The organism is Microbacterium sp. 05T445, from assembly GCF_056395865.1.
Genome location: NZ_JBFTKJ010000002.1, coordinates 586,745 through 612,476, shown reverse-complemented (window position 1 = coordinate 612,476; position 25,732 = coordinate 586,745). Strand labels below are relative to the sequence as shown.

23 protein-coding genes are annotated in these 25,732 nt (G+C 69.6%); 14 read left to right on the top strand and 9 right to left on the bottom strand.

Translation table 11 applies throughout. From position 1 onward, the window contains the following. The first annotated feature begins 15 nt into the window (after positions 1-15). The 8 genes from AC1DDU_RS12320 to AC1DDU_RS12285 all read left to right on the top strand — a co-directional run bounded on the left by AC1DDU_RS12320 (position 16) and on the right by AC1DDU_RS12285 (position 8,274). On the top strand, positions 16-1,572 hold the full coding sequence (locus AC1DDU_RS12320; RefSeq protein ID WP_477434493.1) for a PTS mannitol transporter subunit IIBC: 1,557 nt from the start codon (positions 16-18) through the stop codon (positions 1,570-1,572). A gap of 114 nt (positions 1,573-1,686) precedes the next feature. Next, complete coding sequence (locus tag AC1DDU_RS12315; protein WP_477434491.1) at positions 1,687-2,124, top strand: PTS mannitol transporter subunit IIA; 438 nt, start codon at positions 1,687-1,689, stop codon at positions 2,122-2,124. Continuing rightward, positions 2,124-3,278: a mannitol-1-phosphate 5-dehydrogenase gene (locus tag AC1DDU_RS12310; protein WP_477434489.1), complete on the top strand. Its 1,155-nt coding sequence runs from the start codon at positions 2,124-2,126 to the stop codon at positions 3,276-3,278. Before AC1DDU_RS12315 ends, AC1DDU_RS12310 begins: the two co-directional genes overlap by 1 nt. Positions 3,279-3,339: 61 nt before the next feature. Beyond that, complete coding sequence (locus AC1DDU_RS12305) at positions 3,340-4,086, top strand: alpha/beta hydrolase (protein ID WP_477436807.1); 747 nt, start codon at positions 3,340-3,342, stop codon at positions 4,084-4,086. Positions 4,087-4,126: 40 nt separating this feature from the next. After that, positions 4,127-4,849 (top strand): TSUP family transporter, encoded by a 723-nt coding sequence (locus AC1DDU_RS12300; RefSeq protein ID WP_477434487.1) that lies wholly within the window; start codon positions 4,127-4,129, stop codon positions 4,847-4,849. Positions 4,850-4,964: 115 nt separating this feature from the next. Then, on the top strand, positions 4,965-6,338 hold the full coding sequence (locus tag AC1DDU_RS12295) for a flavin-containing monooxygenase (protein WP_477434485.1): 1,374 nt from the start codon (positions 4,965-4,967) through the stop codon (positions 6,336-6,338). After that, positions 6,335-7,321 carry a bile acid:sodium symporter family protein gene (locus AC1DDU_RS12290; protein WP_477434483.1) on the top strand — a complete coding sequence of 329 codons (987 nt, stop codon included), beginning with the start codon at positions 6,335-6,337 and terminating at the stop codon, positions 7,319-7,321. The genes AC1DDU_RS12295 and AC1DDU_RS12290 overlap by 4 nt, the downstream gene beginning before the upstream one ends. Next, positions 7,318-8,274, top strand: a complete 957-nt coding sequence (locus tag AC1DDU_RS12285; protein ID WP_477434481.1) for an SDR family oxidoreductase — start codon at positions 7,318-7,320, stop codon at positions 8,272-8,274. The genes AC1DDU_RS12290 and AC1DDU_RS12285 overlap by 4 nt, the downstream gene beginning before the upstream one ends. Before the next feature lie 63 nt (positions 8,275-8,337). On the opposite strand, the gene AC1DDU_RS12280 is transcribed toward AC1DDU_RS12285, so the two are convergent. From AC1DDU_RS12280 to AC1DDU_RS12240, 9 genes are all read right to left on the bottom strand, one after another. Then, the gene (locus AC1DDU_RS12280; RefSeq protein WP_477434479.1) at positions 8,338-9,453 is read right to left on the bottom strand and encodes an adenosine deaminase; all 1,116 of its coding nucleotides are present in this window, start codon (positions 9,451-9,453) and stop codon (positions 8,338-8,340) included. Positions 9,454-9,545: 92 nt separating this feature from the next. Beyond that, positions 9,546-10,835 carry a thymidine phosphorylase gene (locus AC1DDU_RS12275; protein ID WP_477434477.1) on the bottom strand — a complete coding sequence of 430 codons (1,290 nt, stop codon included), beginning with the start codon at positions 10,833-10,835 and terminating at the stop codon, positions 9,546-9,548. After that, entirely contained in the window at positions 10,832-11,233 is a 402-nt protein-coding gene (locus AC1DDU_RS12270) for a cytidine deaminase (protein WP_477434475.1), read from the bottom strand. Before AC1DDU_RS12270 ends, AC1DDU_RS12275 begins: the two co-directional genes overlap by 4 nt. 207 nt (positions 11,234-11,440) lie before the next feature. Beyond that, positions 11,441-12,724 (bottom strand): ABC transporter permease, encoded by a 1,284-nt coding sequence (locus AC1DDU_RS12265; RefSeq protein WP_477434473.1) that lies wholly within the window; start codon positions 12,722-12,724, stop codon positions 11,441-11,443. Beyond that, on the bottom strand, positions 12,721-14,121 hold the full coding sequence (locus tag AC1DDU_RS12260) for an ABC transporter permease (protein ID WP_477434471.1): 1,401 nt from the start codon (positions 14,119-14,121) through the stop codon (positions 12,721-12,723). Before AC1DDU_RS12260 ends, AC1DDU_RS12265 begins: the two co-directional genes overlap by 4 nt. Beyond that, positions 14,118-15,635: an ABC transporter ATP-binding protein gene (locus AC1DDU_RS12255; protein WP_477434469.1), complete on the bottom strand. Its 1,518-nt coding sequence runs from the start codon at positions 15,633-15,635 to the stop codon at positions 14,118-14,120. Before AC1DDU_RS12255 ends, AC1DDU_RS12260 begins: the two co-directional genes overlap by 4 nt. A gap of 93 nt (positions 15,636-15,728) precedes the next feature. Then, positions 15,729-16,877, bottom strand: coding sequence for a BMP family lipoprotein (locus tag AC1DDU_RS12250; RefSeq protein ID WP_477434467.1), 1,149 nt, complete (start codon positions 16,875-16,877; stop codon positions 15,729-15,731). A gap of 175 nt (positions 16,878-17,052) precedes the next feature. Continuing rightward, positions 17,053-18,168, bottom strand: coding sequence for a mannose-1-phosphate guanylyltransferase (locus tag AC1DDU_RS12245; protein ID WP_477434465.1), 1,116 nt, complete (start codon positions 18,166-18,168; stop codon positions 17,053-17,055). A 100-nt stretch (positions 18,169-18,268) separates the two neighbouring features. After that, positions 18,269-19,432 carry an endo-1,4-beta-xylanase gene (locus AC1DDU_RS12240; RefSeq protein WP_477434463.1) on the bottom strand — a complete coding sequence of 388 codons (1,164 nt, stop codon included), beginning with the start codon at positions 19,430-19,432 and terminating at the stop codon, positions 18,269-18,271. Between the two features lie 395 nt (positions 19,433-19,827). On the opposite strand from AC1DDU_RS12240, the gene sdhC reads away from it, so the two are divergent. The 6 genes from sdhC (at position 19,828) to AC1DDU_RS12210 (ending at position 25,725) form a co-directional block, all read left to right on the top strand. Then, positions 19,828-20,253, top strand: a complete 426-nt coding sequence (sdhC, locus tag AC1DDU_RS12235) for a succinate dehydrogenase, cytochrome b556 subunit (RefSeq protein WP_477434461.1) — start codon at positions 19,828-19,830, stop codon at positions 20,251-20,253. Next, positions 20,253-20,702: a succinate dehydrogenase hydrophobic membrane anchor subunit gene (locus tag AC1DDU_RS12230; RefSeq protein WP_477434459.1), complete on the top strand. Its 450-nt coding sequence runs from the start codon at positions 20,253-20,255 to the stop codon at positions 20,700-20,702. Before sdhC ends, AC1DDU_RS12230 begins: the two co-directional genes overlap by 1 nt. A gap of 43 nt (positions 20,703-20,745) precedes the next feature. Then, complete coding sequence (sdhA, locus tag AC1DDU_RS12225) at positions 20,746-22,569, top strand: succinate dehydrogenase flavoprotein subunit (RefSeq protein WP_477434458.1); 1,824 nt, start codon at positions 20,746-20,748, stop codon at positions 22,567-22,569. Next, a complete protein-coding gene (locus AC1DDU_RS12220) occupies positions 22,569-23,339 on the top strand; it encodes a succinate dehydrogenase iron-sulfur subunit (protein ID WP_477434456.1) in 771 nt (256 codons plus the stop codon). Before sdhA ends, AC1DDU_RS12220 begins: the two co-directional genes overlap by 1 nt. 143 nt (positions 23,340-23,482) lie before the next feature. Beyond that, positions 23,483-24,817, top strand: a complete 1,335-nt coding sequence (locus AC1DDU_RS12215; RefSeq protein WP_477434454.1) for a YihY/virulence factor BrkB family protein — start codon at positions 23,483-23,485, stop codon at positions 24,815-24,817. A 41-nt stretch (positions 24,818-24,858) separates the two neighbouring features. Then, positions 24,859-25,725 (top strand): exodeoxyribonuclease III, encoded by an 867-nt coding sequence (locus AC1DDU_RS12210; RefSeq protein ID WP_477434452.1) that lies wholly within the window; start codon positions 24,859-24,861, stop codon positions 25,723-25,725. Positions 25,726-25,732 lie beyond the last annotated feature (7 nt).

The window sequence follows — 25,732 nt, the reverse complement described above, 5'->3', positions numbered from 1 at the left end:
AACAAGGAGACAGCAATGACAACGGCGTCAGCGCCCACCACGGGCGCCAGCAAGGCACGGGTCGGAGTGCAGCGCTTCGGCACGTTCCTGTCCGGCATGATCATGCCGAACATCCCCGCGCTGATCGCGTGGGGCATCTTCACCGCGTTCTTCATCGCGGTCGGCTGGACTCCGGTGCCGGCCCTGGCGACACTCGTCGGGCCGTTCATCCACTACCTCCTGCCGATCCTCATCGCCTACACCGGCGGCAGCATCATCTACGGGGTGCGCGGCGGCGTCGTCGCGTCCATCGGCACGTTCGGTGCGATCGCGGGGTCGGACTACCTCATCGCGCAGATCAACGCCGACCTGCCGGCCGACAACCAGCTCGGCCAGGTCCACATGTTCATCGGCGCGATGATCATGGCCCCGATCTGCGCCTACTCCATGAAGTGGCTCGACGGCCTGTGGGAGGGCAAGATCCGGGCGGGCTTCGAGATGCTCGTCAACATGTTCTCGGCGGGCATCTGGGGCTTCGTGCTGGCCATCATCGGGTTCTACCCGATCGCCTGGGTCGTCAACGGCATCATGCAGATCCTGAGCAACGCCGTCGACTGGCTGGTCTCCATGAACCTGCTGCCCTTGACGAGCATCATCATCGAGCCGGCGAAGGTGTTCTTCCTCAACAACGCCATCAACCACGGTGTGCTGACCCCGCTCGGAATCCAGGAGTCGGCCGACACCGGGTCGTCGATCCTGTTCCTGCTCGAGGCCAACCCCGGTCCCGGTGTGGGTCTGCTCCTCGCGTTCACGTTCTTCGGCATCGGCGCGGCACGTGCGTCGGCCCCGGGCGCCGCGGTGATCCAGTTCTTCGGCGGCATCCACGAGGTGTACTTCCCGTACGCGCTGATGAAGCCGATGCTCATCCTCGCGCTGATCGCGGGAGGCATGACGGGCGTCACGACGAACATGCTCCTCGGCGGCGCGCTGAGAGCTCCAGCCGCACCAGGCAGCATCTTCGCGGTGATCGCCCAAGTCGCGAACAACTCGTACTTCGCGGTGCTCCTCTCGGTGGCGCTGGCGGCGACGGTGACGTTCCTCATCTCGTGGGTCATCCTGCGGGCCTCGCGCAAGCGGGACCTCGAGGCGATGGCGGCGACCGACGACGCCTTCGGCGCGGCGATCACGCAGACCGCGGCCGCCAAGGGCAAGTCGTCGTCGCACCTCGACGGCCTGCGTGGCGGGGCGGCCACGGCCGCGGACGCGGGCATCGAGCCGGCGACCATGACCGAGCGCGAGATCAAGAACATCGTGTTCGCGTGCGACGCGGGCATGGGTTCGTCGGCGATGGGCGCGAGCGTCCTGCGCAACAAGATCAAGAAGGCGGGAATCGAGGACGTCACGGTCACCAACAAGGCGATCGCCGCGCTCGACTCGTCGGCCGACCTGGTCATCACGCAGAACCAGCTCACCGATCGGGCTCGGCAGAAGACGCCGGACTCGGTGCACGTCTCGGTCGACAACTTCATGAACTCGCCGCGGTACGACGAGGTCGTCGACCTCGTCCGATCCCAGCACGAGGATGGTCAGTAGCTGAGACCGGCGGTGGGGCCGGGCGGGCGATCACCGCCCCCGGCCTCACCGCCTTCGGCACCCCGGCATGCCGGATGACGACATCCGCAGACGAACGACGAGAAAGGCGATGACATGGCACGCGAGGTTCTGAGCATCGGCCAGGTGCGCATCCACTCCGGCGGCGCGACCCGCAACGAGGCGATGCAGGAGGCGGCCGACATCCTCCAGTCGGCGGGCGCCGTCACGGGGGCGTACTACGACGCGATGCTGCAGCGGGAGCAGACCGTCTCGACGTACATGGGCAACGAGCTCGCGATCCCGCACGGCACCAACGAGACCAAGGACGAGATCCTCGACTCCGCGCTGTCCGTCGTGCGATACGACGGCGGCGTCGACTGGGACGGCAACCCGGTGACGTTCGTCGTCGGCATCGCCGGCAAGGGCGACGAGCACCTCGAGATCCTGTCGCAGATCGCGATCCTCTTCTCCGACGAGGACGACGTCTCCCGCCTCAAGGCGGCGCAGACGCCCGAAGAGCTGTTCGGCCTGGTCTCGGCGGCGGGCGTGTGATGAAGGCCGTCCACTTCGGCGCCGGCAACATCGGCCGCGGCTTCGTCGGGCTGCTGCTGCACCAGGGCGGCTACCAGGTGGTGTTCTCGGACGTCGCCGCGCCGCTCGTCGACGCGATCAACGCCGTCGACCACTACACGGTCCACGAGGTCGGCGCGGGCGGCCGCGACACCGTCGTCACCGGGTTCCGCGCGATCAACAGCGCCGAGCACCCCGACGAGGTGATCGAGGAGATCGCCGGCGCGAACGTCGTCACGACCGCGGTCGGCCCGACGATCCTGAAGTTCGTCGCCCCGCACATCGTCGCAGGGCTCGCGCTGCGCGACCCGTCCAGTCCACCGCTGCAGATCATGGCGTGCGAGAACGCGATCAACGCGACCGATCTGCTCCGCGACGAGATCAAGGCGCTCGCCGGCGATGCGTGGGATGCGCTGGCCTCCCGTGCGGTGTTCGCCAACACCGCCGTCGACCGCATCGTCCCCGCCCAGCCCGAGGGCGCGGGCGTCGACGTGACGGTCGAGCCCTTCTTCGAGTGGGCGATAGAACGGCCGCCGTTCGACGACGACCCGCCGAACATCCCCGGCGCGCACTTCGTCGACGACCTCGCGCCGTACATCGAGCGCAAGCTGTTCACCGTGAACACCGGCCACGCCGCGACGGCGTACTTCGGCGCGCAGGCGGGCATCGAGGCGATCGCCGACGCCCTCTCCGACGAGGCGATCGCCCCGCGCGTGGCGGCGGCGCTCGAAGAGACGTCGGCGCTGCTGGTGGCCAAGCACGGTCTGGACGCCGGCGCGCTCGCGACCTACCGCGCCACGATCCTCGACCGGTTCCGCAACAAGGCCCTGCCCGACACGGTGTGGCGGGTCGGACGGCAGCCGCTGCGCAAGCTCTCGCGTCACGAACGGTTCGTCGGCCCCGCCGCCGAGGCGGCCGAACGCGGCCTCGCCGTCGACGCGCTCGTCGGGGCGATGGGCGCGGCCCTCGCCTTCGACGACACCGAGGACGCCCAGTCCGTCGATCTGCAGCGGATGCTGCGCGAACAGGATGCCGCGAGCTTCACCGCCTCGGTCACCGGCCTGGAGCCGCAGCATCCGCTCTTCTCCAAGGTCGAGGCCGTCGTCGCCGCGCGGCAGGAGGAGCTCGGCGTCTGACGGGGGCGACGCGGCGGTCTACGCTCGTCGCGTGACCACGAGTGATGCCGCGCCCGAGCCGATGCCCAAGACCCGCCGCCGCCGGCGGGTCTTGTGGTGGATCCTGGGTGCGCTCGGCGCCCTCGTCGTCCTCGGCGTCGCGGGCGTCGTCGTGTGGAGCCAGGTCGGAGTCATGGCCGCCGAGCCGGGGCCGCTCGCCGCGGTCCGCGAGGACCCGGCGATCGAGATCACCGACACCGACGCAGGAATCGTGCTCGCGCCCACCGGAGGGAGCGCCGACGTCGGCCTGGTGTTCATCCCCGGTGCCAAGGTCGATCCGTGGGCATACGCCGACAAGCTGTCGGGGCTGGTCGCGGACGACGGTGTCACGGTGGTCATCACCAAGCCGTGGCTGAACCTCGCGTTCTTCGACCTGCGTCCGCTGTCGGCCTTCACCGACCTGGTGCCGGGGATCGACACCTGGCTCGTCGGCGGACACTCGCTGGGCGGGGTGCGGGCGTGCCAGCTGGCGACGGATGCCGACGGCCTTGCCCTGTTCGCCTCCTACTGCGCCAACGACCTCTCCGCCTCGGGGCTGCCGGTGATCAGCGTGTCGGGCAGCGAGGACGGACTTTCGACGCCGGAGAAGATCGCCGACGCCAGGCCGCTGCTGCCGGAGGACGCCGAGATGCAGGAGGTCGCCGGCGCCGCGCACTCGTCGTTCGGCGACTACGGCCTTCAGCCTGGCGACGGCACCCCGACGATCTCGGACGACGACATGCGCGAGCAGATCACCGAGCTCGTCGGCGCGTTCGCGCTCGCCCGCTGAGGCCGGGCGGACCCGGCATCCCCGCCTAGACTGGCATTCCGTGACTGTCATCCTCGCGGCGATCGCGGCGTTCGTCGCCGCGGTGATCCAGCGCATCACCGGACTGGGCTTCGTCCTGGTGCTCGTCGGCCCGATCGTGCTGCTGTACGGGCCGGTCGAGGGCGTGACCCTCGGCGTCCTGCTGGCGCTGGTCGCCTCACTGACGGCGATCCCGCTGGTCTGGCGCCACATCGACTGGCGCCGGTCGTGGTGGCTCATCTGGCCCGGGCTGGTCGCGGCGCCGTTCGGTGCGCTGCTGGTGCACGTGCTGCCCGACGCAGCGCTGCTGCTGCTCATCGCGGCGATGGCCTACTTCGCCCTCGTCGCCGGCCACCTCCCTGCGCTCTCGGCCTCGCTCACCGGCCGCATGGGCGCCGTCGTGGCCGGGTCCGCCGCGGGCTTCATGCACGTCGCGAGCGGGCTGTCCGGCCCGCCGCTGGCCGCGTACGCCGTGGGCGACCGCTGGCCGCAGCGTCGCTTCGCGGCCAGCGCCCAGGTGATCTTCGCCGTGTTCAGCATCGTCTCGGTCGCGCTGCGCGGTCTGCCGACCTCTCCTGTCGACGACGTCTGGACGCTGGTGATCGCGACCGTCGCAGGCATCGCGATCGGCACCGTGCTCTCGCGCAACGTGGCACCCGGCATCGCCCGCATCGCGATGCTGGCCATCGCCTGGGCGGGTGCCACGGTCGTGCTGGTGCGCGGCATCCTCGCCCTCGTCGCCTGACCCCGCGATGCGGCCGGGACCGGCGATTTCGATCAGCGCCGGGGAACGCTTAGGGTTCTGACGGGGCGGGATCGTCACGCCGACACGACGACGTGCGAACAGACGTGAGGGAACAATGAGCAACCTTCGGTATGCCATCATCGGCGCCGGGCCATCCGGGCTGTCCGCGGCGCGCGCGCTGCAGAAGGCGGGCATCGACTTCGACGGCTTCGAGGCCTCGCGGGGCGTCGGCGGGCTGTGGGACATCGAGAACCCGCGCTCGACGATGTACGAGTCGGCGCACCTCATCTCCTCGCGCACGACCACCGAGTTCGCCGAGTTCCCGATGCGCTCCACCGCCGACTACCCGAGCCATCGCGAGCTGATCGCCTACTTCCGCGACTTCGCCGACCGGTTCGCGCTCACCGGGCACTTCCGTTTCGACACCAAGGTCACCGCGCTCGAGCGGGACGGCGACGGCGGATGGATGCTGCGGGCCGACGGCCCCGAAGGTCCCGTCGAAGCGCGGTACGACGGTGTGATCCTGGCCAACGGCACCCTCGCCGAACCCAATGTCCCGGCGTTCCGCGGCGAGTTCACCGGCGAACTGCTCCACACCAGCGCCTACAAGTCCGCGACGCAGCTCACCGGCAAGCGGGTGCTCATCATCGGCGCCGGCAACTCCGGCTGCGACATCGCGGTGGATGCGGTGCACCACGCGGCATCGGTCGACATGAGCGTGCGCCGCGGCTACTACTTCGTGCCCCGGTACCTCTTCGGCAAGCCCTCCGACACCCTCAACCAGGGCAAGCCGCTGCCCGCCCGGCTCAAGCAGGCACTCGACCGGCGCGTGCTGCGCGCCTTCACCGGCGACCCGGTGCGCTTCGGGTTCCCCAAGCCCGACTACAAGATCTACGAGTCGCACCCCATCGTCAACACCCTGATCCTCAACCACCTCGGGCAGGGCGACCTGCGCATCGTGCCGGACATCGACCGGTTCGACGGGCGCACCGTCCATTTCCGCGACGGATCGTCGGGCGAGTACGACACGGTCCTGCTGGCGACCGGGTACCGGCTGGACTACCCCTTCGTCGACCGCGACGAGCTCGCATGGTCTGGCATGGCGCCGCGCCTGTTCCTCAACGTCTTCCCGCCATCGTTCAACGGGCTGTACGTCATGGGCATGATCGAGGCCTCCGGGATCGGCTGGCAGGGCCGTTACGAGCAGGCCGAGCTCATCGCGGCCTACCTTTCCGCGCTCGAGCGCCACCCGGAGCGCGCCGCCGCGTTCCGCCGGCGCGTCACGGGCGAGGCATGGCCCGATCTCACCGGCGGTTACAACTACCTCGGGCTCGAGCGCATGTCGTACTACGTCAACAAGGATGCCTACCGTCGCGCGGTGCGCGCCGCCACCGGGAGCCTGCGGGCGGATGCCGCAGCCCGCACGCCGCGGCGCGGCATCCGCACCCGCACCGCCGCGCCCGTCGCGAAGAAGAAGGTGACGGCATGAACCCCGACGACGTCCTCCTGAACTTCAACCCGGGGACGCTGGTGATCCTCAACGTGGTGCTGGGGCTCATCATGTTCGGCATCGCGCTGGACACCACGCTCGACGATTTCAAGGTCGTCGCCCGCAAGCCGAAGCCGTTCGTGATCGCGATCCTCGCGCAGCTGATCGTGCTGCCTGCGGTGACCTTCGGGCTGACCCTGATCCTGCCGGTGACGCCGTCGATGGCGCTGGGCATGATCCTCGTCGCGTGCTGCCCGCCGGGGAACATCTCGCAGGTGCTCACGCACCGCTCCGGCGGCAACGTCGCCCTCTCGGTGTCGATGACGGCGGTGTCGAACCTCATCTACATCTTCGTGCTGCCGCTGTCGGTCGCGTTCTGGGGGTCGCTGCATCCGACGGCGCGGGAGCTGCTGGTCGCCGTCGAACTCAACCCCTGGTCGATGCTCGGCGACATCCTGCTCATCATCGGCGTGCCGTTCGCGCTCGGCCTGTTCATCCGCCACCGCTTCCCCGCCTTCGCCAAGCGCGTGCAGCCGTTCGTGAAGTGGTTCTCGCTGCTGGCCCTCGTCGGCTTCATCGTCGCCGCGCTCGCGGGCAACTGGGCGTACTTCGTCGCGTTCCTCGGCATCATCGTGCTCGTCGTGACGATCCACGACGCGGTGGCGCTCGGGATCGGCTACACCACCGCCGTGGTCGGCGGCCTCGGCACCCGCGAGCGCAAGGCGATGACGTTCGAGGTCGGCATCCGCAACGCCGGGCTCGGCCTGGGCCTCGTGTTCGCCTTCTTCGGCGGCCTCGGCGGGATGGCGATCGTCGCCGGCTGGTGGGGCATCTGGGACATCATCGCCGGGCTCGTCGTCGCGGCCCTGTGGGCTGGGCACACCCGCCGCCGCACCGGGTCGGCCAAGGGCGATGCGTCCCGCCACGCGGTGCGCGCGGCCCGCGCGGACGGCGCGGCCGGGCCCGCGGAGCCCGCGTCGTGAGCCGCCGCGTCCTCGTCACGGGAGGCTCGGGCTTCCTCGGCTCGCACGTCGCCGCCGCCCTGCTCGCCCGGCCCGATGTCGAGCTCGTCGTGGCCGGCGACGTACGCCGGCCGCAGCATCCGATCGACGGCGTCGTATACGACGAGTGCGACGTGACCCGCCCCGACGGGCTGGTCCCCCTGCTGCGCCGCCACGGCATCGACGTCGTGGTGCACCTGGCGGCGATCGTCAATCCCGGCCGCGACCACGACCTCGAGTACCGCGTCGACGTCGACGGCTCCCGTCACGTGCTCGAGGCCTGCGTCGAGGCCGGCGTGACGCGCATCGTCGTCTCGTCCTCCGGCGCCGCCTACGGCTACCACGCCGACAGCCCGCAGTGGCTGCGCGAGAGCGACCCGGTGCGCGGCAACGACGAGTTCGCATACTCGAAGCACAAGCGCCTCGTCGAGGAGATGCTCGCCGCCTATCGCGAGGAGCATCCCGGGCTCGAGCAGGTCGTGTTCCGCATCGGCACGATCCTCGGCCCCACCGTGCAGAACCAGATCACCGCGCTGTGGGACGGACGCGCGCTCCTCGCCGTGCGCGGATCGGACTCGCCGTTCGTGTTCGTGTGGGTCGACGACGTCGCCGGCGCGATGGCCCGCGCCGCCACCGACGGCCCTCCCGGCATCTACAACGTCGCCGGCGACGGCAGGGTGACCGTGCGCGAGATCGCCCGGCGCCTCGGCAAGCCCGTCGTCACCGTGCCCGCGGGCATCCTCGGCCTCGGCCTGCGAGTGGGACGGATGCTGCGCCTCACCGTGCACGGCCCCGAGCAGGTGGGCTTCCTCCGCTACCGGCCCGTGCTCGCCAACGACGCGCTCACGCGCGACTTCGGATACACGCCGGCCAAGACGTCCGCCGAGGCCTTCGAGGCGTACCTCGACACCCACCCCGGCGTCGCGCGCCGCTGACGAGACGCGAAGGAGCGGATGCCCCGGGCTCCGAGGCATCCGCTCCTTCGTGACGTCTGCGCGCTACGCGTCGAAGCCCTCGGCGATGAGCTCGATGAGCTCCTCGCGCTCCTCCACGGGGAGGAACGCGCCGGCCGCCGCGTTGAGCTGGAAGGCCTCGAGGTCGTCGAGGCCGTACTCGAAGGTCTCGGCGAGCAGCGCCAGCTCCCGCGTCAGCGACGTGCGGCTCATGGTGCGGTTGTCGACATTCACCGTCACCGCGAAGCCCAGCTGGTAGAGCAGGTCGAACGGGTGGTCCTCGAGGGTCGTGCCCCAGCGCTCGATCGCACCGGTCTGCAGGTTCGACGAGGGCGACAGCTCGAGCGGGATCTCGCGGTCGCGCACCCAGCGCGCCAGGTCGCCGAACTGCACGAGCACCTCTTCGCCCGCACGCGAGACGACCTCGAGGTCCTCGGCGAGGCGCACCCCGTGACCGAGGCGCAGGGCGCGGCCGTCGATGAGGGCCGAGCGGATCGACTCCAGACCCGCGGCCTCGCCGGCATGCACCGTGGCCGGGAAGAACTCCGACGCGAGGTAGTCGAACGCGGCGCGATGGTTCGACGCCGGGAAGCCGTCCTCGGGGCCGGCGATGTCGAAGCCCACGGCACCGCGGTTGCGCCACTGCACGGCCAGCCGCGCGATCTCGAGCGAGCGGTCGGTGTGGCGCATCGCGGTGATGAGCTGTCCGACGCGGATGTCGTGACCGCGGCGCTCCGCGGCATCCTCACCCTCCTCGATGCCCTCCTGCACCGCCGCCACGACCTCGTCGAGCGAGAGGCCGCGCGCGAGGTGCTGCTCGGGCGCCCAGCGCACCTCGCCGTAGATCACGCCGTCGGCGGCGAGGTCCTCGACGAACTCGCGGGCGACCCGCGTGAGCCCCTCACGGGTCTGCATGACCGCGGTGGTGAGATCGAACGTCTTCAGGTACTCGACCAGGGAGCCCGAGTCGCTCTTCTCGGCGAACCAGTCGGCCAGGTCGTCCGGGTCGGACTCGGGCACGTCCAGCCCGATCGCGTGGCCCAGCTCGATGATCGTCGCGGGGCGCACACCGCCGTCGAGATGGTCGTGCAGCGACACCTTCGGCAGGCTGCGGATCGACAGACCGTCGAGGATGGCGTCGCCGTGCTGGTCGATGGGCATGGGGTTCTCCTCGAATGCGATCGCGAGTGTGGGGTGTGATGACGGATGCCGCGCGCCGGCGCCGCGCCGGCGCCCGGCGGGGCTGACCCAGCCTAGGCGGTGATGCGTTCCAGGACGAGAGGAGTGCGCTCCGGCGCGTCCGGACCGATCTCCCACGCGCCGTCGAGGGCTTCGAGGGCGCGCTCGAACCGGGAGGCATCCTCGCCGAGCAGGGTGAACAGCGGCTGTCCGGCCGACACCTGATCACCGGGCTTGACGTGAAGGTCGATGCCGGCCGCGTGCAGCACAGGGTCCTGCGCGCGGGCGCGTCCGGCACCCAGGCGCCAGGCGGCGATGCCGAACGGCAGCGCCTCCATGCCGGTGACGTAGCCGTCCTCGGTCGCCGTCACCGTGTGGGTCTCGTTCGGCGTCGGGAGGGCGGCATCCGGATCGCCGTCCTGCGCACGGATCATGGCGCGCCACGCGTCCATCGCGCGACCGTCGCGCAGCGCCGACTCGACGTCGGCGTCGGGCTGGCCCGCCAGCGCGAGCATCTCGCGGGCGAGGGCCACGGTCAGCTCCACCACGTCCGCGGGGCCGCCGCCGGCGAGCACCTCGACCGACTCGCGCACCTCGTTCGCGTTGCCGATCGCGAGGCCCAGCGGCGTGTTCATGTCGGTGAGGAGGGCAGTCGTCGAGACGCCCGAGTCGGTGCCGAGCGCCACCATCGTGCGGGCGAGTTCGCGCGCCCGATCGACGTCGCGCATGAAGGCGCCCGAACCGAACTTCACGTCGAGCACGAGCGCGTCGGTGCCCTCGGCGATCTTCTTCGACATGATGCTCGATGCGATCAGCGGGATCGCCTCGACGGTGCCGGTGACGTCGCGCAGCGCGTAGAGCTTCTTGTCGGCCGGCGCGAGGCCGGAGCCTGCGGCGCAGATGACCGCGCCGACGTCCTGCAGCTGCGCGAACATCTCGTCGTTCGACAGCGCCGCACGCCAGCCGGGGATCGATTCGAGCTTGTCGAGCGTGCCGCCGGTGTGACCGAGGCCGCGACCCGACAGCTGCGGCACGGCGACGCCGAACGAGGCGACCAGGGGCGCCAGCGGCAGGGTGATCTTGTCTCCCACGCCACCGGTGGAGTGCTTGTCGACGGTGGGTTTGCCGAGCCCGGCGAAGCTCATCCGCTCTCCCGACGCGATCATCGCATCCGTCATCACGCGGATCTCGTCGCGCGACATGCCGTTCAGGAGCACCGCCATCGCGAACGCCGCCATCTGCGAATCGGCGACGTAACCGCGCGTGTACGCATCCACCATCCAGCGCAGCGCCGGCTCGGACACCGTGCCGCCGTCGCGCTTGCTGCGGATGACGTCGACCGCGTCGAATGCTTCAACGGTCATCGTGCCGCCTCCTCCAGATCACGGGGCCCGAAGGCGTCGGGCAGGACCTCGTCGATGGTGCGGATGCCGGAGACCGTCTCGAGCAGCATCCCGGGGATCGCGAACTCGTACAGCAGCTGCCGACAGCGCCCGCACGGCATGATCGTGTCGCCGTGGCCGTTGACGCACACGAAGGCCACCAGCCCGCCGCCGCCGGACATCGCCAGCTCGCTCACCAGCCCGCACTCGGCGCACAGCGTCACGCCGTACGACGCGTTCTCGACGTTGCAGCCGGTCACGATGCGCCCGTCGGTGACGAGCGCGGCCGCACCGACCTTGTAGCGCGAGTACGGGGCGTAGGCCCGCTTCATCGCCTCCGTGGCAGCGGCTCGCAGCTCATCCCAGTCGATATCGGTCACCACAGGACTCCGTTCACGGTGATTACAGGCTTCACGGGGGTCCGCGGTCGCGCACGCACGCCGCGCCGCGCCGCGCAGCGCGTCGGCGCGGCGAGGTGCGGGCGCGAGGGCCGCTCGACTCCCCCGGTATCCGGAGGGTCGGCTGAGGCGGGCGCGGATGCCGCGGCGCGGCATCCGTCGTTCGTCAGGCGCGCGGCGGGCACGACGTCACCCCTTTATGTATGGTTTGCCGGCGGCGGCGGGGCCGCGGATCTGGCCCGCGAAACCGGCGACCGCGAGGATGGTCACGATGTACGGCAGCATCGCCATGAACTCGACGGGGATCGGCGTCTCGAGCACCGACAGCAGGTTGCGCAGGTTCGTCGCGAAGCCGAACAGCAGGGCGGCGAACGTGGCGCGGATCGGGTCCCAGCGACCGAAGATGACGGCGGCGAGGGCGATGAAGCCGAGGCCCGCTGTCATGTCCTTGGTGAACTGCGGCACGGACACCAGCGTGAAGTACGCGCCGCCGATGCCGGCGATCGCGCCGGCGAGCGAGACGTTCCAGAAGCGCGTCGTGTTCACCCGGATGCCGACGGTGTCGGCCGCCTGCGGGTGCTCGCCGACGGCGCGCAGACGCAGGCCCCAGCGGGTGCGGTACAGCCCCCACGCGACGAGCGCGACCGTGACGTACATCAGGTAGCCGATGAAGGTCTGGTTGAACAGCACCGGGCCGATGATCGGGATGTCGCCCAGCAGCGGGATCTTCCAGCGCTCGAAGACGACGGCGCTGTTCAGCGCGCGCTCGTTCGGCACCAGCAGCGCCCCGTACAGGAAGCCGGTGAGGCCGGCGACGAGCACGTTCAGGACGACACCGACGATCACCTGGTCGACGAGGTACTTGATCGAGAACGCCGCCAGCACGAAAGCGACCAGCACACCGCCGATCATCGCGCCGATCAGCCCGACGAACGGGTTGCGCGTGATGCTCGACAGCAGCGCCGCCACGAACGCGCCGAAGAGGAACTGACCCTCGATGGCGACGTTGACCACGCCGGACCGCTCGCCGATCACACCTCCCAGGGCGCCGAAGATGAGCGGGATCGACAGCGACACCGCGCCGAACAGCAGTCCGGTGACCGGGACGAGACCGCCCGAGGCCGCCCACACCAGGAACGCGAAGATGCCGAGGATGCCGTAGACGATCGGGAGCCACGGCCCTGGGCGCCGGTACGTGTAGGCCGCGTACAGCGCATACAGCGTGAGCAGCAGCAGGATCACCCACACCGCCCAGCTCGTCGCCGCGGTCGGCACCGCCACCGTCGGCAGGTCGAGCGCGGAGCGCGGGTCGCCCAGGCGGAATCGGCTCTCGCCGGTACGCGGTGCGAGCAGGAACAGTAGGCCGAGCAGCACGGTGACGATCGACAGCGACACCGCCAGCTTGTAGTGGCGCAGCTTCACGGGCGTCGCCGTCGAGGCGGCGGGGGCAGTGGTGACCGCGGTCGCGCTCATGCCGACACCGCCTTCTCGTTCGCGGGCTCGGCAGGTCGCTTAGCCGCCTTCGCGCGGGCCTTGGCGGCCTTCTCGGCATCCGTCTTCGGCAGGAAGAAGATCGTGCGCACCAGCGGCGGCGCCGCGATGAACAGCACTATGAGCGACTGCACGACGAGGACGATGTCGACCGGGATGCCCTGCGAGGCCTGCATCGTGAACGACCCGGCCTTCAGCGCGCCGAACAGGATGCCGGCGGCGAACGTGCCCCAGGCGCGGCTGCGCCCGAGGAGGGCGACGGTGATCGCATCGAAGCCGATGCCGGCGTCGATGTAGGCGTCGAAGCCGCTGACGACCGATCCCTGGATCTGGTTCATCGCCGCCAGACCCGACAGGCCACCGGCGAACAGCATCGCGTAGATGTACATGCGCTGCACCGAGATGCCCGCCGCGCGTGCGGCGTGCGGGTTCTCACCGACCGCACGCAGGCGGAAGCCGAGGCTGGAGCGCTCGATGAGCCACCACACGAACACGGTCGCGCCGAGCACGACGACGAAGCCCCAGTCCAGCAGCGGGAAGCGCGGACCGAACAGCTCGGGGAACTGCGAGTTCGCGGGCGTCGGATTCGAGATGGGCTGGTTGCTGTCGGTCGCCTGCAGCAGTCCGGGGGTGCGCACGAGCCACATCACGAAGTACAGCGCGACGTAGTTGAGCATGATCGTGAGGATGACCTCGTGGGCGCCGGTGCGGGCCTTGAGGACACCGACCAGGCCACCCCAGATCGCACCGCCGGCGATGCCGGCAGCGAGGGTGAGGGGCAGCTGCAGGTACATCGGCAGGTCGAGGTTGAAGGTCACCAGGCCCGCGGTGGCGGCGGCGATGAGCATCTGGCCGCGGCCACCGATGTTGAACAGGCCCACGCGGAAGGCGAGCGCGACACCGAGACCGGCCGCGATGAGCGGCGCCGCGAAGCCGAGCGTGTTGGTGAGCGGGCGGATCTGCGTCGCGAAGTCGGCCGCCCGCGCGTTGAAGATCGAGCCGCGGAACAGCGCCTCGTACCCGCCGTACACCGAGTTCCAGATCGCGACGAACGTGTCGCCGGGACGGGAGAAGAAATACCCGGATGCCGTGCGCACGTCCTCGTCGGTGAAGGCGATGAGGATGCCGCCGACGATCATGGCCGCCACGATCGCGAGGATCGTGGTCACGGCGCTGCCGCGCAGCACCTCCTTGATGAACACGTTCTGCCGGGGTGGCGGCGCGACGCCGCTGTCACCGGCGCCCGGGGCCTCGGCCGTCGGGGCGGGCAGGTCGGGCGATCCCGTGAGGGGGCCCGAAACGGGCGGCAGCTGCTCGGGCGGCAGCCCTCGCGCTGGGTCGGGGACTCCGGGAGTCTGCGCCGGGGACTCGTCGTTCACGCGGCTGCTCCGCTCTCGGGCGTTTCGCCCGCCATCATCAGACCAAGGACGTCGCGGGGCGTGTCGCTGGGCACGATGCCGACGATCGCACCGCGGTACATGACCGCGATCCGGTCGGCGAGGGCCGTGACCTCGTCCAGCTCGGTGGACACGACCAGCACGGGCACGCCGGCATCGCGGGTCTCCACGATGCGCGTGTGGATGAACTCGATCGACCCCACGTCGACACCGCGCGTGGGCTGCGCCGCCACGAGGAGCCGCAGATCGCGGCTCATCTCGCGCGCGATCACGACCTTCTGCTGGTTGCCGCCCGACAGCGTGCCGGCAGGAACGTCGGCACCCTGCGTGCGGATGTCGTACTCGGTGATCCGCGCCTTCGCGAACTCCTCGAGCGCTCCGCGGCGGATCGTGCCGCCGCGGACGAAGTCCGCGTCGCCGGAACGGTCGAGGATCAGGTTCTCGGCGACCGTGAAGGTGCCGACCAGGCCGTCCTCGGTACGGTCCTCGGGCACGAACCCGACTCCCTCGTCGAGGATGCCGCGGATGCTCTTGCCGACCAGTTCGACGCCGTCCAGCACGATGGAGCCGTCGACGCGTTCGCCGAGACCGACGATGGCCTCCACCAGCTCGGTCTGACCGTTGCCCTGCACCCCGGCGATGGCGAGCACTTCGCCCGGTCGGATGTCGAAGCTCACGTCGTCGACCACGACGGCGCCCTCGGAGGTGATGACCCGGACGTCGCGGACGATCAGTCCGCCCTCTCCGATCCGGGGCGGGTTCTTGTGCACGGTCAGCTCCACGGCGCGCCCGACCATGAGCGAGGCGAGCTCCGCGTTGGTCGCGGTGGGCTCCGCCTCGCCGACGACCTTGCCGAGCCGGATGACCGTGATGCGGTCGGCCACCGCGCGGACCTCGCGCAGCTTGTGGGTGATGAAGACGATGGACGTGCCCTCGTCGCGCAGCTGGCGCATGATCGCCATGAGCTCGTCGGTCTCCTGCGGCGTGAGCACCGCGGTGGGCTCGTCGAAGACGAGCACCTTGGCGTCGCGCGCGAGCGCCTTGATGATCTCGACGCGCTGCTGCACGCCCACGGGGAGATCGCCCACGATCGCATCGGGGTCGACCTCGAACCCGAAGCGCGCGGCGACGTCGCGCACGTGCTGACGGGCCGCGTTCAGGTCGAGCGCGCCGAGGCCGGTGGTGGTCTCGTGACCGAGCATGACGTTCTCGGCGACGGTGAAGACGGGGATGAGCATGAAGTGCTGGTGCACCATGCCGATACCCGCGGCCATGGCATCGCCCGGGCCGCGGAAGTGCTGGACCGCGTCGTCCAGCAGGATGTCGCCTTCGTCGGCCTGGTACAGGCCGTAGAGGACGTTCATGAGGGTGGACTTGCCGGCACCGTTCTCCCCCAGGAGAGCGTGGATCTCACCGGGGCGGACCACGAGATCGATGTGGTCGTTCGCGACGAGAGACCCGAACCGCTTCGTGATTCCACGGAGCTCGAGCTTCATACTGTGCACCTTAGCGATTGAGACAGCGGGCGAGGAAGAACCGCGGCCGGGTGGATATCGCATCCACCCGGCCGCGGCATGACTTCGCTCGGGTTACGGCGAGCTGGGCGACGTGACCTCGAGGTCGCCGGAGATGATCTGCTCCTTCAGAGCGTCCAGCTCGTCCAGGAGACCGTCGGGCAGCTGCGACTCGAAGTCGTGGAACGAGGAGAGTCCCACGCCGTCGTTGTCGAGCGTTCCGATGTACGGCGTGACCTCGAACTCGTCGTTGGCCGCAGCCATCGTCGCGTCGTGGACGGCGGTGTCGATCCGCTTCATGATCGAGACCAGCACCAGGTCGGCGACCGACGGGTCGGCGACCGCGAGGTCGGAGTCGACGCCGAGCATCACGGCGCCGTTGTCGGTGTCGCGGATGGCCTGCGCGGCGCTCTGGTAGATCGGGCCGCCGACGGGCAGGAGCACGTCGATGCCCTGGTCGAGAGCGGTCTGCATCGCCTGCTTCGAGTCGTCGTTCGCGTCGAAGTTGTTGGTGAACTGGCCGGTCTGGCCCGCGACGTCCCAACCGTAGGTCGCGACGCTCGCGCCCTTGTCCTCGTTGTACTTCTCGACGCCGTCGATGAAGCCGTCCATGAAGATGGTGACCGGCGGGATCGGGATGCCGCCGACGGTGCCGACGCTGTTCACGCCCGACGCAGCCGACCACGCGGCGGCGGCGTAGCCGCCGAGGTACGCGGCCTGGACGGTGTCGAAGAGCAGGGGCTTGATGTTCGGCGCGTCGGTCTTGCCGTCGCCGGTGTCCTTGCCGTCGTCGGTCTTGCCGCCGGTGTTGTCGGCACGGTCGTCGATGATCGCGTACTCGATGTCGGGGTTGGCCAGCGCCGATTCGACCGTCGCGGCCGACAGCTTGAAGCCGACCGAGATGATGAACGTGCAGCCCTCGGCGACGAGGTTCTCGAGGTTCGGCGCGTAGTCGTTGGCCGACTCGGACTCGACCTGGATGAGCTTGACGCTCAGCTCGTCGGAGGCCTTCTGCATGCCTTCCAGGGCGGACTGGTTGAACGACTTGTCGTTGAAGCCACCGTCGTCGGAGACGATGCACGGGGTGAAGCCTTCGACCTTGGGTCCGGCGTTGCCGGAGTCGGTCGGGCTCGTCTCGGGCGCGGAGCCGCAGCCCGCGAGGGCCAGCAGAATACCCGCGGCGGCGGTGACGCCGACGAGCTTCTTGGTGCGTGAGATGGTCAACTCAGCCTCCACAGGAATCGCCCCGAGTCCTTCACGGGGACTGCACAAAGTTACCCACTGTGACGGCGCGGTTGCATGCTTCGTGCCGCACCGTGCGCGAAAGGTTACAAAGACGCAATCTGCGGCGCGATGAGAAAACGGTGAGGAAAGCGGATGCCGCGCCTCGCGGCATCCGCTACAGCACCTCGCCGCGGCCGCTGAGCTTGAGGGCGTCCACGACGCCCTTGACCCGCTGGGCGTGCTCGCTGGTGGTGACCAGCAATGCGTCCTCGGTGTCGACGACGACGATGTCGCGCACGCCGATGAGGCTGATGACGCGGCGCGTCTGGCTGACGACGATGCCGCTGGCGGCATCCGAGAGGATGCGCGCGTTCTCCCCCAGGATGGCGAGGTCGTTCTTGCGGCCGTGCGAGTTGAGCTTGGCGAGGCTGGCGAAATCGCCCACGTCGTCCCAGTCGAAGTGCCCGGGGATGACCGCGAGGCGCCCCTTGGCGGCGGCTGGTTCGGCGACGGTGTAGTCGATCGCGATCTTCTTGAGGGTCGGCCAGACCCGGTCGACGACAGGGCCGCGCTGCTCGCGGTCGTCCCATGCCTCGGCGAGGTCCATGAGGCCCGCGTACAGGTGCGGCTCGTTCTCGGCGATCTCGCCGAGGAGCACGTCGGCGCGCGAGATGAACATGCCCGCGTTCCACAGGTAGTTGCGGTCGGCGAAGTACTCCTTGGCCGTCTCGAGATCGGGCTTCTCGACGAAGCTGTCCACCAGCGCGGCCTCCGGGGCGCCCTCGACCGCGAGCGCCTTGCCCTTCTTGATGTAGCCGAAGCCGACCGACGGCTCGGACGGCTGGATGCCGATCGTGCAGATGTAGCCCTCGCGGGCGGTGGCCACCGCCTGCTCGACAGCCCACTCGAACAGCTGCGGCACGCGGATCACGTGGTCGGCGGCGAACGACCCGATGATGACGTCGGGATCGCGACGCGACAGGACCGCGGCGGCCAGGCCGATCGCGGCGGTCGAATCGCGTGGCTCGGATTCCAGGAAGACGTTCTTGTCGGAGATCCCCGGCAATTCCTTCTCCACCGCGGCGCGGTGCGCCCGCCCCGTGACGACGGCGATGCGATCGGACCCGGCGAGCCGCTCCAGCCGATCCCAGGTGTCGCGCAGCAGCGTCTGCCCCGACCCGGTGAGGTCGTGCAGGAACTTCGGGGCATCGGCGCGCGACAGCGGCCAGAGTCGACTGCCGATGCCGCCGGCGGGGATCACGGCGTAGAAATCGTCGATGCGTCCGGACATGGACCCCAGGCTATCCGGCCGATGGTGCGGGCGGTGGGGATCGCCGGGCGCGGGCGCGACGACGGCGGCGGGCTCTCCGGCCCGCCGCCGGCGCGGCGGTTCAGCCCCTTCTCGGCGAGGTGCCGGGCGTCGCGTCGCGCAAGGAGGCGAGCATGGCGTCGAAGGCGGGCTTCGGCGAGAAGTCGTCCTCGAAGATCGTCGCCCAGCCCTCACCGGGGAAGACGGCGGGCACCCATGAGTGGGAGTCGGGGAAGCCCCAGACCGTGAACGACGAACACGCGGAGACGTTCAGGCACGCGGTGAGCATCGCGTCGTAGCGCTCCGCCTGCTCCGCGACCTGGGCCGGCGTCGGGCCGGTCTGCCCGGCCTGCAGCGGAATGCGCACGTCCGCCTCGGTCACGGCGACCTTCAGCCCCAGCGCGGCGAACCGCTCGAAGTTGGCCTGGATGGAGGTGTCGAAGCCGTACAGCAGGCTGAGGTGCCCCTGCGCGCCGAATCCGCTGAGCGGCGCACCGTCGGCGAGCATCCGCTGTGCGAGCGCATAGTACGCGTCGGTCTTCTCGTTGACGCCCTCCGCGTTGTAGTCGTTCAGGAAGAGCGCGGCGCCGGGGTCCGCCTCATGCGCCCAGCGGAAGGCATCCTCGATGAGCGCGACCGGGTCGTCGGCACAGGCCTTGAGGAAGGGGTTGGCCTCGGTGCGCAGCCGGACGCCGCCCGCGTCCCAGGTGTCCTGGAAGATCTCATTGGCGACGTCCCACTCGTAGATCCGGCCCTTGAAGTGGCCGACCACCGTGCGGATGTGGTCCTCGAGCACCGCTCGGGCGTCGTCGCACGTCCACGTGCGGCTCGCTGCGGTGACCCACGCCGGGTTCTGGCTGTGCCAGAGCAGCGTGTGACCGCGGACCTGCTGGTGGTTCGCATCGGCGAAGGCGACCAGCGCGTCGGCGGATGTGAAGTCGTAGACGCCGGGAGCGGGGTGGATGGCGTCCCACTTCATGTCGTTCTCGGGCGTCACGGAGGAGAACTGGGCGCCGAGCACCCTCTGGAACTCGGTGGGCGCCTTCCGGTCGTAGCCGAGGAGGTCCCGCTGCGCCCAGACGGCGCTGCCCACGGCCAGGTCCCGCGGCGCCTGGTTGCGCAGTGCGGCCTTGTCGGCGTTGCTGAATCCGGGCGGAGCGGCGTTCGCCGCGGTCGCGGTCCACAGGGGGACCACGAGGGCTGCGGCGGCGGCCGCGGCCAGAAGCGATCGGATCGATCGGCGCATGGGAGAACTCCTTGACATCATCGTCTGCGTCACCGGTGGCGGCGCATATGTTCTTTGGTCCAACAAAAGCTAGGGCGCCCTCACGGAGGCGGCAACGACTTTCGGCGCATTTTCGACGCCGACGCCGTGGGGCACGGAATGCCTCATTTCCCGGCCGGGGCCGCGCCGCCGATCCCCTCCGGCGAAAGACGGCGGGTTCTTAACGCGGGCGAAGATCCCCCCGGAAGAGGGGACGGTAAGGGTGGCCTTCGTCGCCGGTGCTCGAGATGCGGGAATAGGATGGTCGCAGCGCCCGCGTGACGCCGATGCCCCGATGCGCCCCGTTCCGGGCCGCCTTCGGGGGCCGTCCCCACGTCATGAGGCCGCCCCATCGTTTCGATCCAGGGAGGACGGACGTGTCTGCACCAGCACGCGTCACACCGTCGGTATCCGAGACCACTTCCCGAGTTCCCCGCGGCACGCTGTATCGCGGGAACGAGGGCATGTGGTCGTGGGTGCTGCACCGCATCACCGGCGTCGCCATCTTCTTCTTCCTGCTCGTGCACATCCTCGACACGGCGCTCATCCGGGTGTCGCCCGAGGCGTACGACGCGGTCATCGGCACCTACAAGAATCCGGTGATGGCACTGGGCGAGGTCGCCCTGGTCGGCGCGATCGCCTACCACGCCTACAACGGACTGCGCATCATCCTGGTCGACATGTGGTCATGGGCCACGCGCCACCAGCGCCAGCTGTGGTGGGGCGTGCTCGGCCTGTGGCTGGTGACGATGCTCGGCTTCGTCCCGCGCCACCTGATGCTCGCGTTCGGAGGGGGCAACTGATGACCGCCATCGCCGATCCCCGCGCCCCCCGCGTCGCCGTGCGCCGGAAGGGCCCGAACCTCGAGAAGTGGGGCTGGATCTACATGCGCGCCTCCGGCGTGCTGCTGATCGTCCTGATCTTCGGCCACCTGTTCGTGAACCTCATGCTCGGAGAGGGCATCCACGGCATCGACTTCGCGTTCGTCGCCGGCAAGTACGCCTCGCCGTTCTGGCAGTGGTGGGACGTCCTGATGCTGTGGCTGGCGCTCATCCACGGCGCCAACGGCATGCGCACGATCGTCAACGACTACGTGACCCACCAGGGCACGCGCCGCGTGCTGGTGTGGGCGCTGTGGCTCGCCGCCGCGTTCCTCATCGTGCTCGGCACGCTCGTCGTCTTCACGTTCGACCCGTGCATCGGCTTCGACCCCGAGACGGCGTCAAGCACCATCATCGGCATCTGCGCATAGCGCCCGGGTCTCCCCCGAGCACCGACCACCGAAAGCATTCAGCGTGAGCACTGAGACCACCGACAGCTACGTCAAGGACGGCGTCCACTACCACCAGTTCGACATCGTCATCGTGGGCGCCGGCGGCGCCGGCATGCGTGCGGCCATCGAGGCCGGACCCGGCGCGAAGACGGCCGTGATCTCGAAGCTGTACCCGACGCGTTCGCACACCGGCGCGGCGCAGGGCGGCATGGCGGCGGCACTGGCCAACGTCGAAGAGGACTCGTGGGAGTGGCACACCTTCGACACCGTCAAGGGTGGCGACTACCTCGTCGACCAGGACGCGGCCGAGATCCTCGCCAAGGAGGCCATCGACGCGGTCATCGACCTCGAGAACATGGGCTTGCCGTTCAACCGCACACCCGAGGGCAAGATCGACCAGCGCCGCTTCGGCGGTCACACCGCCGACCACGGCAAGACCCCGGTGCGCCGCGCGTGCTACGCCGCCGACCGCACCGGTCACATGATCCTGCAGACGCTGTTCCAGAACTGCGTCAAGCTCGGCATCAACTTCTTCAACGAGTTCTACGTCCTCGATCTGATCACCGTCGGCGAGGGCAAGGACAAGCAGATCGCGGGCGTCGTCGCATACGAGCTCGCCACCGGCGAGCTGCACGTCTTCCAGTCGAAGGCCGTCATCTTCGCGACCGGCGGCTTCGGCAAGATCTTCAAGACGACCTCGAACGCGCATACCCTCACCGGTGACGGCGTCGGCATCATCTGGCGCAAGGGCCTGCCGCTGGAGGACATGGAGTTCTTCCAGTTCCACCCGACCGGCCTCGCAGGCCTCGGCATCCTCCTCACCGAAGGTGCCCGCGGTGAGGGCGCCATCCTGCGCAACGTCTCGGGCGAGCGGTTCATGGAGCGCTACGCCCCCACCATCAAGGACCTCGCGCCACGCGACATCGTCAGCCGCTGCATGGTGCAGGAGGTCGCGGAGGGCCGCGGAGCCGGTCCGCACCGCGACTACGTGCTGCTGGACTGCACGCACCTGGGCGCCGAGGTGCTCGAGACGAAGCTCCCCGACATCACCGAGTTCGCCCGCACGTACCTGGGCGTGGATCCGGTCGTCGAGCCGGTCCCGGTCATGCCGACCGCGCACTACGCGATGGGCGGCATCCCGACCAACAACGACGCGCAGGTGCTGAGCGACAACACCACCGTCGTCCCGGGCCTGTACGCCGCCGGCGAGTGCGCGTGCGTCTCGGTGCACGGCTCGAACCGCCTGGGCACCAACTCGCTGCTCGACATCAACGTGTTCGGCAAGCGCGCCGGGCGCAACGCGGTCGAGTACGTCAAGTCCGCCGAGTTCGTGCCGCTCCCCGAGGACCCGGCCGCCGAGGTCCGCGACATGATCGAGGGTCTGCGCACCAACCAGGGCACCGAGCGCATCGCCGTGCTCCGCAAGACGCTGCAGGACGAGATGGACCGCAAGGCCCAGGTGTTCCGCACCGACGAGTCGCTGGGCGAGGTGCTGCTCACCATCGAAGAGCTGCGCGAGCGGTACAAGAACGTGCACGTGGACGACAAGGGCAAGCGGTTCAACACCGACCTGCTCGAGGCCGTCGAGCTCGGCTTCCTCCTCGACATCGCCGAGGTCGTCGTCGTCACCGCGAAGAACCGCAAGGAGAGCCGCGGCGGCCACATGCGCGACGACTTCCCCACGCGCGACGACGAGAACTACATGCAGCACACCATGGCGTACCTGTCGGGCGACCCGCACTCGTCCAACGCCGAGGACCACATCCGCCTGGGCTGGAAGCCTGTCGTCTTCACGAAGAACGAGAAGGGCGAGTTGAACTACCCGCCGATGGAGAGGAAGTACTGATGACGCTCGTCGCCGACGCGGATTCCGCTACCGAGACCACGAACGACACCGGCATCCAGTCGTTCCTCGTCACCTTCATCATCCGGCGCTTCGACCCGGAGGTCGACGAGGAGCCTCGCTGGGTCGACTACGACGTCGAGCTGTACTCGACCGACCGCGTGCTGGACGCGCTGCACAAGATCAAGTGGGAGGTCGACGGCTCGCTGACCTTCCGCCGCTCGTGCGCGCACGGCATCTGCGGCTCCGACGCGATGCGCATCAACGGCCGCAACCGCCTGGCCTGCAAGACGCTCATCAAGGACCTCGACATCTCGCAGCCGATCTACGTCGAGGCCATCAAGGGCCTGCCGCTGGAGAAGGACCTCGTCGTCGACATGGAGCCGTTCTTCGCGTCGTACCGCGAGGTGCAGCCGTTCCTCATCGCGAACTCGAAGCCCGAGGCCGGCAAGGAGCGCATCCAGTCGATCGTCGACCGCGAGGTCTTCGACGACACCACCAAGTGCATCCTGTGCGCCGCGTGCACCTCGTCGTGCCCGGTGTTCTGGACCGACGGTCAGTACTTCGGCCCGGCCGCGATCGTCAACGCGCACCGCTTCATCTTCGACTCGCGCGACGACGCCGGCGACGTGCGCCTGGACATCCTCAACGACAAGGAAGGCGTGTGGCGCTGCCGCACGACCTTCAACTGCACCGAGGCCTGCCCCCGCGGCATCGAGGTCACCAAGGCCATCGCCGAGGTCAAGCAGGCGGTCCTCCGCGGACGCGCATAGCTCTCACCACTCGTACGGACGGATGCCGCATCACCACGTGATGCGGCATCCGTCGTCTTCGGCCGTCGACGCGGCGGCGCCCGGCCCGGCCACACCGGCGCGATGCGCCCGCCGGTCGTGGCGTACTCGCTAATCTGAACACCGTGACCCACACGCCCCCGCCTGACGCCCGCGCGGCGGCGGACGCCGCGCAGCGCGAGGAGGAGTCCCTCCGGGAGCGCTGGGAGGCCACGGAGCACAACCTCCGGCAGCGCTTCGACGCACCGATCAGCCGGGCGACGCGACTGACCCAGGCCACCCTGGCGTGGTTCCCGGTGCGGGTGTGGCGGCATTTCCTCATCGAGAACGGGTTCCTTCTCTCGGCCGGCGTCAGTTACGTCGCGCTGTTCGCGTGCTTCGCGGCGATCTACCTGGCGTTCGCGCTCGCCGGGTTCTGGCTCGGCGGCAGTCCCGAGGCAGTCCAGGCTCTGATCGACCTCATCAACCGGTACATCCCGGGCCTGATCGCACCCGAGGGCGGCATCGCCACCCCGGAGGCTGTGCAGGCGATCGCGTCGCAGAACTCCGGCGTGCTGGGCTGGACGGGCATCATCGCGCTCGGTGCCCTCATCTGGACGGCGATCGACTGGGTCACGTACTCGCGGCGGGCGGTGCGCGAGCTCTTCGCCATCCCGCCGGATCGGCGCAGCTACTTCCTGCTCAAGGCGCGCGATTTCCTCGCGGCGCTCATCTTCGGCGCCGCGCTCATCCTGGGCGCCGCGCTGAGCACGGTGGGCACCCTGGCGATGAACTGGATCTTCTCGCTGATCGGGTGGAAGGACACCAGCGCCATCACCACGATCAGCGTGAGCGTCGGCTCACTGCTGATCGGCTTCGCGGTCACCTCCACGGCGCTCGTCGGGTTCTTCCGCTTCCTTACCGGCACCAAGCTGCCGTGGCGGCGCATCTGGCCGGGCGCGATGCTGGGCGGGTTCGGCATCTCCGTCCTCCAGCTCGGCGCAGGGCTGCTGCTGAGCTACACGCCCTCGAACCCGCTGCTGGCGACCTTCGCGATCTTCATCGGGATGCTGCTGTGGTTCCGGCTGCTCGGCATCGTCATGCTCGTCGCCGCCGCCTGGATCGCCGTCGCCGCGAAGGATCACGACGTCGTCCTCCTGCCGCCGACCGAGGCCGAGCGCGTCGCCGCGGAGCACGCCGCCCTCCTCCTCGCGGCGCGCGTGCGCCTGCGCACCGCCCAGGACGCCCGCGATCAGGCACCCTGGTACCGCGTGTGGGTGGCCGAGCGGAACGTGCGCGAGGCCGAGGACGAGCTGCGCCAGGTCGAGGCGGCGACCCCGGCCCCCTCGACGCCGCCGTCACCGCTTGCCCCAGCGAAGGCTGCGGTCCCCGCGACCGCGGAAGCCCCCGCGAAGACGAAGTCGGGGAAGCGCCAGAAGGCACCCGTGGATCCCTCGCGGAACGGCTCCCACCGCGGCTGAGGCACCCGATCATGTCCGCGGCCCCGGATAGTCTTGCCGTCGTGTCTCGTCGTGTTCGCATCGCTTCTGTCAACGTCAATGGAATCCGCGCGGCGACGCGCAAGGGCATGCTCGAGTGGCTCGATGAAGCCGACATCGACGTGATGGCCCTGCAGGAGGTCCGCGCCACCGAGGAGGAGCTGCGCACGGCTCTCCCCGGCTGGGAGATCGTCAACGACGAGGCCCTCGCGAAGGGTCGCGCGGGTGTGGCGGTGGCCAGCCGCATCCCCTCCGTCGAGGTGCGGAAGGTCCTCGGCCCGGCCGCCGACGACGCGGCAGAGGTGCTCGACAGCGCCGGCCGGTGGATCGAGGCCGACTTCGACATCGACGGCGAGCGGCTGATCGTCGTGAGCGCGTACGTGCACACCGGCGAGGCCGACACCCCCAAGCAGGACGCCAAGTGGGCGTTCCTGGACGCGATGGAGAAGCGGATGCCGCAGCTGAAGGCCGCGTCTCCCCTCGCGCTCGTGATGGGCGACCTCAACGTCGGCCACCGCGAGTTCGACATCCGCAACTGGAAGGGCAACGTCAAGAAGGCCGGGTTCCTGCCTCGCGAACGCGCCTACTTCGACCGCTTCTTCGGCGACGAGGGCGCCGAGGTCACCGGCGCCGACGGTTCGACCGGCCGCGGCCTCGGCTGGGTCGATGTCGGACGCCGCTTCCACGGCGACGTCGACGGGCCGTACACCTGGTGGTCGATGCGCGGACGAGCGTTCGACAACGACACCGGGTGGCGCATCGACTACCACCTCGCGACGCCGGAGCTCGGCGACCGCGTGGCGGACTACCGCGTGGTGCGCGCACCCTCGTGGGACACGCGCTGGAGCGACCACTCCCCCGTCGTCGCCGACTACACGATCGGGCGCTGAGCGCTTC